The organism is Micromonospora sp. NPDC047812 (assembly GCF_040704175.1).
In the GTDB taxonomy this organism is placed as follows: Bacteria; Actinomycetota; Actinomycetes; order Mycobacteriales; family Micromonosporaceae; genus Micromonospora.
Genome location: NZ_JBEYRY010000015.1, coordinates 89,910 through 98,419, shown reverse-complemented (window position 1 = coordinate 98,419; position 8,510 = coordinate 89,910). Strand labels below are relative to the sequence as shown.

Sequence of the window (8,510 nt, the reverse complement as noted above, 5' to 3'; positions counted from 1 at the left end):
GCCAACCCCGACCAGGCCTCCTACCGGATGAGCGTCGACAACCTCGCCGACTGGATCGCCACCCGCGGCTACACCGCCTGACCGACGACAACACCAGCACCACAAGCGACAAGGGCCGGACCCGACAAGGGGCCGGCCCTTTCGCCATGACCGAGGGCGCTCCCGGATGTCGCCGCCGGGCCAGGGGCCGCACCGGAGCCAGGCCGAGGCGGGACAGCACGCGCCCGGACCGGAGCCAAGCCGAGGCGGGACAGCACGCGCCCGGACCGGAGCCAGGCCGAGGCCGGGCGGGGCCGGGGTGGGGCCGGGGTGGCGCCGGGGGGCGAGGGCTCAGCCGCCCGAGTCGGCCAGCTCGGCGCCCTCCGGGACGGTGTCGTCGTCGCGGCTGGCCAGCCAGCCGTCCGGCAGGAAGACCTTGCCGGGCGAGTTGGTGCGGCCGCGTGGCTGGCCCAGCGTGGCCACCGGGAAGGGCTCCGACGGGTCCAGCTTGCCGAGCAGGTCGTCGAGCTGGGCCAGGCTCTCGATCATGGCCAGCTCGCGACGCAGTTCGCTGCCGACCGGGAAGCCCTTGAGGTACCAGGCGACGTGCTTGCGGAAGTCGGTGCAGCCGTCCCGCTCGCCCCGGGCGGGGGTACGCGAGCCCGCGGTGAACTGGTCGACCAGCAGTTCGGCGTGGCGGCGCATGGTCCGCGCCACCTCGCCCAGGGTGGGCAGGCGGCGTTCCGGGCGGCCGTCGAACGCGGCCTCCAGGTCGGCGAAGAGCCACGGGCGGCCCAGGCAGCCCCGGCCGATCACCACCCCGTCGACGCCCGTGTGCGCCACCATCCGCAGCGCGTCGTCGGCCTCCCAGATGTCGCCGTTGCCGAGCACCGGCACGTCGAGGGCCTGCTTGAGCGTGGCGATGGCGTCCCAGTCCGCCGTGCCGGAGTAGCGCTGCGCGGCCGTACGCCCGTGCAGGGCGACCGCCGCCACGCCGGCGTCCTGGGCGGCGAGGCCCGCCTCGACGTACGTCAGGTGGTCGTCGTCGATGCCCTTGCGCATCTTGACCGTGACCGGCACCCCGGCGGGTGACGCGGCGTCCACCGCGGCCCTGACCAGCCGCGCGAAGAGCCGGCGCCGCCACGGCAGCGCCGAGCCGCCGCCCTTGCGGGTGACCTTGGGCACCGGGCAGCCGAAGTTGAGGTCGATGTGGTCGGCGAGGTCCTTCTCCACCACGATCCGCACGGCGGCGGCGGTGATCTCCGGGTCGGTGCCGTAGAGCTGGAGGCTGCGGGGCCGCTCCTCGTCGCCGAACGCGATCATGCGCAGCGTCTTCGGGTTCCGCTCGACCAGCGCGACGGTGGTGATCATCTCGCAGACGTAGATGCCGCCGCCCTGCTCCCGGCAGAGCTGCCGGAAGCCGACGTTGGTGATGCCGGCCATCGGCGCGAGCACCACCGGCGGCCACACCTCGTGCGGCCCGATGGTCAGCGGGCGCAGTGCGGGAACGGTCGGCGCGGTCACCGGACAAGTGTACGGGGCCCGGCCGGCGCGACTTCCGCGCCGGCCGGGCCCCGCCGCAGCTCAGCAGCCGGGGAGGCGCTCGATCAGGTAGCGCTCGACCTGGTCCAGCGCGATGCGCTCCTGGGCCATGGTGTCCCGGTTCCGCACGGTCACCGCGTTGTCGTCCAGGGTGTCGAAGTCGACCGTCACGCAGAACGGGGTGCCGATCTCGTCCTGGCGGCGGTAGCGACGGCCGATCGCCTGCGAGTCGTCGAACTCCACCACCCAGCGCTTGCGCAGGTCGGCGGCGAGGCCCTTCGCCTTGGGCGAGAGCGCCTCGTTGCGCGACAGCGGCAGCACGGCCACCTTGACCGGGGCCAGCCGCGGATCGAAGCGCATCACCGTGCGCTTGTCCACGCCGCCCTTGGTGTTCGGCGCCTCGTCCTCGTCGTACGCCTCGAGCAGGAACGCGAGCACCGCGCGGGTGAGACCGGCGGCCGGCTCGATGACGTAGGGCATCCAACGCTCGCCCTTGGCCTGGTCGAAGTAGGACAGGTCGACGCCGGAGTGCTTGCTGTGCGTGGTCAGGTCGAAGTCGGTGCGGTTGGCGATGCCCTCCAGCTCCGCGAACTCGGTGCCGCCGAACTGGAAGCGGTACTCGATGTCGACAGTGCGCTTCGAGTAGTGGGAGAGCTTCTCCTTCGGGTGCTCGTAGAAGCGCAGGTTGCTCTCCGACAGGCCCAGGTCGAGGTACCAGTTCCAGCGCTCGGAGAGCCAGTACTCGTGCCACTGCTCGTCGGAGCCCGGCTCGACGAAGAACTCCATCTCCATCTGCTCGAACTCGCGGGTGCGGAAGATGAAGTTGCCCGGGGTGATCTCGTTGCGGAACGACTTGCCGGTCTGGGCGATGCCGAACGGCGGCTTCTTGCGGGCGACCGTCTCCACGTTCTTGTAGTTGACGAAGATGCCCTGGGCGGTCTCGGGCCGCAGGTAGTGCATGCCCTCCTCGCTCTCGACCGGGCCGAGGAAGGTCTTCATCAGGCCGTTGAACATCTTCGGCTCGGTGAAGGTGCCCTTGTTGCCGCAGTTCGGGCAGTTCAGCTCGGTCAGCGAGGCCGGCGGCTTGCCGTGCTTGGCCTCGTACGCCTCCTCGAGGTGGTCGGCCCGGAACCGCTTGTGGCACGACTGGCACTCGGTCAGCGGGTCGACGAAGGCGTCCAGGTGGCCGGAGGCGGCCCAGACGTCGCGGGCCAGGATCACGGCGGAGTCGAGGCCGACCACGTCGTCGCGCTGCTGGACCATCGTCTTCCACCACTGCCGGCGGACGTTCTCCTTCAGTTCCACGCCGAGCGGACCGTAGTCCCACGCCGACCGGGTGCCTCCGTAGATCTCGCTGGAGGGGAAGACGAAGCCTCGGCGCTTGGCGAGGCTGACGACGGCGTCGATACGGTCGGCTGGCATGTTTCCTCCTACGCCGACTGGCGGTCGGCGGGGACGCGGTAAGGATGGAAGGAACAGTTCGGGACAACGGTACGACCCGTGCCGTCCCGGGCCCAGCAGAATACCGGGGGCGGGTCAGCTCACCCCGCACACCTCCATGCCGCCGGTCTGCTGGTCCTGCCCGAGGGTGACCTGCTGCCGGTCCTGCCGGCCGCCCGTGTAGGTGACGTCGACGGGCACGGTGAGGGAGACGGCGTCCACGTCGCCCACCCGGAAGGTCGCGATCTGCGGCTCGGCGGCCACCCGGCGCTCGAACTCGCGGCGTGACTCGCGCCGCTGCGCGTCGTCGCAGAGCTGGTCGTACGCCGCGCCGTACTTGCGCTCGACGAGCGCCTGGTAGTAGTCGGTCGACACGGTGCGACCCTGCTCGCGCACGGCCTGCACCCCGGTCACGGCCAGCCCCACCACGGCGGCGCCGCCACCGCCGCAGCAGAGCAGCACGGCGAGCGCCCCCGCGCCCAGCCCGAGCCAGAGCCGGGTGTTGCGCCCCTCGGTGGGCGGCGCCGCGAACGGCGGGGTGACCCCCGGCCCGGCGGGCGGGGCGGGCACGCCCGGATCCGCCGGCGGGCCGGGCACAGCGGGCGGCTGCCCCCACTGCTGGCCGGGCGACGGAGGGTACGCCGGCGGGGTCGCCGGTCCGGGAGCGGTCATGCAAGCAATGTAGTGCCCACGGGCTCAGCGGTAAGGACCAGCGGCCCGATCGCTGGCGGCCGGGACGACGTCCCCGCCGGGGGCGGCGCTGGCGAGCGCCTCGTACGCCGACGGTTCGTCGAGCGACTCGGCGAGCAGCGGCACCGCGGTGATCTTGACGTCGAAGCCGCCCAGGGCCCGCCGGTAGGTGCCGACCGACTCCCACTCCGTGACCAGGCACCAGTGCCGGGGGTCGTCCAGCGCCCGGACCAGTTGGCCGCGCAGGTAACCGGGGCGGGCCGCGAGCGCGGCGAGGGCGGCGTGCGCCCGCTCGGTGAACTCGTCGGCGACATCGACGTCCACCACGAACCGGTTCGTCACCAGCACGGGGTTCCTCCTCGTAGAGTCTGTGGGATGCAGCGTACGCAGAGCCGGATGCCGGCCCGGTTGGCCCGGGCGAACCCGACGACGGTGTTCCTGGTCACCCTGGTGCTGGTGCTTGTCGCGTTCTTCACCCCCGGCGTGGTCGGCGGGCTGTTCACCCTGCTGCTCGCCGCGGCCGTGGCCGCGCTGCTGGTCACCACCTGGTCGGTGCAGACGGCGCCGACCCGGGTGATCCGGCTGGTGGCGCTCACCCTGCTGGTCACCGCGGGCCTGGTGAAGCTGTTCTGACATGCAAGCATGCGTTTTTGACAATCATTATCGTTGTCGCGGAAAGTTCATGGCATGAACCTCCGCACCGCCCCGCGCACCCTGGCCTTCGCCGCCACCGCCCTGCTCGCCCTGGGTGGTGTCACGGCCTGTTCCGACGACGGCCCGGCCGGCGCCGACCCGCAGCGGGTCGACGTGGTGGCCGCCTTCTACCCGTTGCAGTTCCTCGCCGAGCGCATCGGCGGTGACGCGGTGACGGTGAGCAACCTGGTCAAGCCCGGGGCGGAGCCGCACGACCTGGAGCTGAACCCGGGCCAGGTCGGCCAGGTCGCCGAGGCGGAGCTGGTCGTGCTCCTCAAGGGCTTCCAGCCGGCGCTGGACGAGGCCGTCGAGCAGAACGCCAAGGACCGCGCGTTCGACGTGTCGACCGTGCAGCCGCTGATGGACGCCGCCGCGGGCGGCCACGACCACGACCACGAGGGCGAGGAGCACGCCCACCCCGAGGAGTCGGGCAAGCCCGAGGAGCCCGGCCACGAGGAGGGCGGCACCAAGGACCCGCACCTCTGGCTGGACCCCACCCGACTCGCCACGGTCGGCGACAAGCTCGCCGAGCGGCTCGGCCAGGCCGACCCGGACCGCGCCGCCGACTACACCGCCCGCGCCGGGGCGCTGCGCGCCGAGCTGGAGAAGCTGGACGCCGAGTTCACGGCCGGGCTGAAGACCTGCCAGCGGCGGGAGATCGTGGTCAGCCACACCGCCTTCGGCTACCTGACCGAGCGCTACAAGCTGGAGCAGATCGGCATCACCGGGCTCAGCCCCGAGAACGAGCCCGCCCCGCAGCGCCTGGCCGAGGTCGCCCGGGAGGCCCGGGAGCACAAGGCCACCACGATCTTCTTCGAGACGCTGGTCAGCCCGAAGGTGGCCGAGACCATCGCCGCCGAGGTCGGCGCGAAGACCGCGGTGCTGGACCCCCTGGAGGGGCTGACGACCGACGGCGGCGACTACCTTTCGGTGATGCGTACCAACCTTGCGACCCTGAGGACGGCGTTGAGCTGCTCGTGACATCCCCAGTCATCACCGTCACGCACGGGGTGGTCGGCTACGACGGCCGCCCCGTGCTGCGTGACGTCTCGCTGACCGTGACCGCCGGCGAGGTGGTCGCGGTGCTCGGCGCCAACGGCTCCGGCAAGTCCACCCTGGTCCGCGCCGCGCTCGGCCTGGTGCCGCTCAGCTCCGGCTCGGTCACCCTCTTCGACCGTCCGCTGCGCCGTTTCCGGCAGTGGCACCGCATCGGGTACGTCCCGCAGCGCCTCGGCGCCGGCAGCGGCGTACCGGCCACCGTCCGCGAGGTGGTGGCCTCCGGCCGGCTCGCCCGACGCGGGGTGCTGCGCCCGCCCGGCGCGGCGGACCGGGCGGCGGTGACCGCCGCGCTGGAGGCGGTCGGGCTCGCCGACCGGGCCCGCGACCCCGTCGGCACCCTCTCCGGCGGGCAGCAGCAGCGCACCCTGATCGCCCGGGCGCTGGCCGGTCAGCCGGAGCTGCTGGTCCTCGACGAACCGACCGCCGGGGTCGACGCGGCCAGCCAGGAGGCGTTCGCCGGGGCGCTGCACGACTTCGTCGCCGGTGGCGGCACGGTGCTGCTGGTGGCCCACGAGCTCGGGCCGCTGCGGCCGCTGATCAGCCGGGCGGTCGTCGTACACCAGGGTGGGATCTGTCACGACGGCCCGGTGCCCGAGCCCGCCGGCCACCACGCGGAGCCCGACCACGACCACGTGCACCCGCACGGACCCGACGAGCCCGCCGGGCTGTGGAGCAGCTGAGATGGAACTCTTCCAGTACCCCTACATGCAGCGGGCCCTGATCGGGGCGCTGATCATCGGCCTGGCCGCCCCGGCGCTCGGCATCTACCTGGTGCAGCGGCGGCTCGCCCTGATCGGCGACGGGGTGGGGCACGTGGCGCTCACCGGCGTCGGCGCGGGCCTGCTGCTCAACCGGTCCCCCGTGCTCGTCGCGGTGGCCGTGGCGACCGCCGGCGCGATCACCATCGAGCTGGTCCGCGCCCGGGGGCGCACCTCCGGCGACCTGGCCCTGGCCCTGCTCTTCTACGGCGGCATCGCCGGCGGCGTGACGCTGGTCGGGCTCTCCGACAGCACCAGCGCCAACCTGAACGCCTACCTGTTCGGGTCGCTGACCACGATCTCCCCGCAGGACCTGACCACCATCGCGGTGCTCGGCGTCGCGATCGGGGTGACCATGCTGGCGCTGCGCCCGGCCCTCTTCGCGGTCTGCCACGACGAGGAGTACGCCCGGGTCTCCGGCCTGCCGGTGCGTACGCTCAACCTGCTGCTCGCCGTGGCCACCGCGGTCACCGTGACGATCGCCATGCGGGCCGTCGGAGTGCTGCTGATCAGCGCCCTGATGGTGGTGCCGGTGGCGACCGCGCAGCAGGTGACCCGGGGGTTCCGCAGCACGATGACGGCGGCGATGGCGCTCGGGCTCTTCGCCGCCGGCTCCGGGGTCTACGTGGCGGCGAACGCCGACACCGCCCCCGGCGCCTCGGTGGTGCTGATGGCGATCGCCTCGTTCGGGGTGGTCGCGGTCCTCGGCGCGGTGTGGCGGGTGCTGCGCCGGCGGCGTACCCCCGCCGCCGCGCCCGCGCCGGAGCCGCACGAGGTGGTGCTCCACTGATCCTGGTCAGCGGCGTGTCGGTGGGATTGGTTACCGTTACGGGGTGACCGACGGATCAGGCTACGACGCCTTCGAGGGCGCGAGCGAGCTCTTGCGTGCCCTTTCGGCGCCGATCCGGTTGGCCATCGTCAGCGAACTCGCCGAGGGCGAGCGTTGCGTGCACGAGCTGGTCGACAAGCTCGGCGCCGCGCAGCCGCTGGTCTCCCAGCACCTGCGGGTGCTGCGGGGCGCCGGCGTGGTGCGTGGCTCCCGGCGGGGTCGTGAGATCGCGTACGCGCTGGTCGACGAGCACGTCGCACACATCGTGGCCGACGCGGTGAGCCACGCCGGGGAGGGATCATGATCATGACGGGTGCCACGGTCCGCAACACCCGGCAGCGCTCGGCGGTGAGCGCGCTGCTCGGCGAGCTGGAGGGCTTCCACAGCGCGCAGGAGCTGCACGCGATGCTGCGCGAGCGCGGCGAGCGGGTCGGGCTGACCACCGTCTACCGCACGCTCCAGGGGCTCGCCGACACCGGCGAGATCGACGTGATGCGCCCGCCGGGCGGCGAGCACCTCTACCGCCGGTGCAGCGAGGGTCACCACCACCACCTGGTCTGCCGGTCCTGCGGCCGCACGGTGGAGGTCGCGGGGCCGACGGTGGAGAGCTGGGCCGAGCGGGTGGCGGCGAAGCACGGCTACGCCGACGTCAGCCACACCCTGGAGATCTTCGGCACCTGCCCGGCCTGCGCGGGCTGACCCCGCCCGTAGCGCCGACCGCCGTCGCGCCGGCCGCGGGTCCACCCGTCGCGCCGGGCGCCGGTCCGCCGTTGCGCCGGCCACCGTCGTGCCGTCCGCCGGGCGCCGGGCGGTGCGCCGCCGTTCGCGTCGCGTGCCGGGGACGGGTGCGCGTGGCACGCTGTCCGGCGTGAAGATCTACGCCGATCGTTTCCCGACCGCCGTCCGACAGTTGATCACCGACCTGCTCGTCGTCGCCTGGGTGTACGGCGCGATCCGTGGCGCGCTGTGGCTGCACGACCTGGTCCAGAAGCTCGCCGTACCCGGGCAGAAGCTGGAGGGGGCCGGCAGCGGCCTCGCCGACAACCTGGCCGAGGCGGGCGGCAAGGTCGACCGGGTGCCGCTGGTCGGCGACGAGCTGACCGCGCCGTTCGAGCGGGCCGCCACCGCCGCCCGCTCGCTGGCCGAGGCGGGGCGCGACCAGCAGGAACTGGTCGACCAGCTCGCCCTCGCGCTGGCCGTCGCCGTGCTGGTCTTCCCGCTCGGCCTGGTGCTCTTCGGTTGGCTGCCGCTGCGGGTGCGTTGGATGCGCCGGGCCGGCTCGGCGGCGAAGCTGGCCGCCGCCCCCGCCGGCCGGGACCTGCTGGCGCTGCGCGCGCTGGCCACCCAGCCGCTGGGGCGGCTGACCAGGATCGCGCCCGACGTGGCCGAGGCGTGGCGCCGCGGCGACGACGCCACCGTCGACGCGCTCGCCGCCCTGGAACTACGCCAACTCGGCCTGCGTACCGGTCGCTGACGCCCTTGCTCCCACCCCGCCCCGTGATCATGCAGTTGTGGTGCCC

General features: G+C 73.3%; 11 protein-coding genes. 7 read left to right on the top strand and 4 right to left on the bottom strand.

Annotated elements, in window-relative coordinates; genetic code table 11:
* Positions 1–330 precede the first annotated feature (330 nt).
* The 4 genes from dusB to AB0883_RS29475 all read right to left on the bottom strand — a co-directional run bounded on the left by dusB (position 331) and on the right by AB0883_RS29475 (position 3,999).
* Entirely contained in the window at positions 331–1,503 is a 1,173-nt protein-coding gene (dusB, locus tag AB0883_RS29490; protein ID WP_366644549.1) for a tRNA dihydrouridine synthase DusB, read from the bottom strand.
* Positions 1,504–1,563: 60 nt separating this feature from the next.
* Positions 1,564–2,943, bottom strand: a complete 1,380-nt coding sequence (locus AB0883_RS29485) for a glycine--tRNA ligase (RefSeq protein ID WP_101412337.1) — start codon at positions 2,941–2,943, stop codon at positions 1,564–1,566.
* Positions 2,944–3,057: 114 nt separating this feature from the next.
* A complete protein-coding gene (locus AB0883_RS29480; RefSeq protein ID WP_366644553.1) occupies positions 3,058–3,531 on the bottom strand; it encodes a hypothetical protein in 474 nt (157 codons plus the stop codon).
* Positions 3,532–3,657: 126 nt separating this feature from the next.
* A complete protein-coding gene (locus AB0883_RS29475; protein ID WP_121400253.1) occupies positions 3,658–3,999 on the bottom strand; it encodes an antibiotic biosynthesis monooxygenase in 342 nt (113 codons plus the stop codon).
* 27 nt (positions 4,000–4,026) lie between these two features.
* On the opposite strand from AB0883_RS29475, the gene AB0883_RS29470 reads away from it, so the two are divergent.
* The 7 genes from AB0883_RS29470 to AB0883_RS29440 all read left to right on the top strand — a co-directional run bounded on the left by AB0883_RS29470 (position 4,027) and on the right by AB0883_RS29440 (position 8,464).
* Positions 4,027–4,284 carry a hypothetical protein gene (locus AB0883_RS29470; protein WP_088998917.1) on the top strand — a complete coding sequence of 86 codons (258 nt, stop codon included), beginning with the start codon at positions 4,027–4,029 and terminating at the stop codon, positions 4,282–4,284.
* Positions 4,285–4,338: 54 nt separating this feature from the next.
* Positions 4,339–5,325, top strand: a complete 987-nt coding sequence (locus tag AB0883_RS29465) for a metal ABC transporter substrate-binding protein (RefSeq protein WP_366644548.1) — start codon at positions 4,339–4,341, stop codon at positions 5,323–5,325.
* Entirely contained in the window at positions 5,322–6,083 is a 762-nt protein-coding gene (locus tag AB0883_RS29460) for a metal ABC transporter ATP-binding protein (RefSeq protein ID WP_366644547.1), read from the top strand. The genes AB0883_RS29465 and AB0883_RS29460 overlap by 4 nt, the downstream gene beginning before the upstream one ends.
* A gap of 1 nt (position 6,084) precedes the next feature.
* Positions 6,085–6,951, top strand: coding sequence for a metal ABC transporter permease (locus tag AB0883_RS29455; protein WP_121400249.1), 867 nt, complete (start codon positions 6,085–6,087; stop codon positions 6,949–6,951).
* 43 nt (positions 6,952–6,994) lie between these two features.
* Positions 6,995–7,294: a metalloregulator ArsR/SmtB family transcription factor gene (locus AB0883_RS29450; RefSeq protein ID WP_088998913.1), complete on the top strand. Its 300-nt coding sequence runs from the start codon at positions 6,995–6,997 to the stop codon at positions 7,292–7,294.
* Positions 7,291–7,689, top strand: coding sequence for a Fur family transcriptional regulator (locus AB0883_RS29445; RefSeq protein WP_121400248.1), 399 nt, complete (start codon positions 7,291–7,293; stop codon positions 7,687–7,689). Before AB0883_RS29450 ends, AB0883_RS29445 begins: the two co-directional genes overlap by 4 nt.
* A 169-nt stretch (positions 7,690–7,858) precedes the next feature.
* Positions 7,859–8,464, top strand: a complete 606-nt coding sequence (locus tag AB0883_RS29440) for a hypothetical protein (protein WP_366644546.1) — start codon at positions 7,859–7,861, stop codon at positions 8,462–8,464.
* The last annotated feature ends 46 nt before the right edge of the window (positions 8,465–8,510 follow it).

Coding starts and splice junctions, on each gene's coding strand:
- AB0883_RS29485 (WP_101412337.1), bottom strand. CDS start 2,943: ATGCCAGCCGACCGTATCGACGCCGTCGTCAGCCTCGCCAAGCGCCGA.
- AB0883_RS29470 (WP_088998917.1), top strand. CDS start 4,027: ATGCAGCGTACGCAGAGCCGGATGCCGGCCCGGTTGGCCCGGGCGAAC.
- AB0883_RS29465 (WP_366644548.1), top strand. CDS start 4,339: ATGAACCTCCGCACCGCCCCGCGCACCCTGGCCTTCGCCGCCACCGCC.
- AB0883_RS29455 (WP_121400249.1), top strand. CDS start 6,085: ATGGAACTCTTCCAGTACCCCTACATGCAGCGGGCCCTGATCGGGGCG.
- AB0883_RS29445 (WP_121400248.1), top strand. CDS start 7,291: ATGATCATGACGGGTGCCACGGTCCGCAACACCCGGCAGCGCTCGGCG.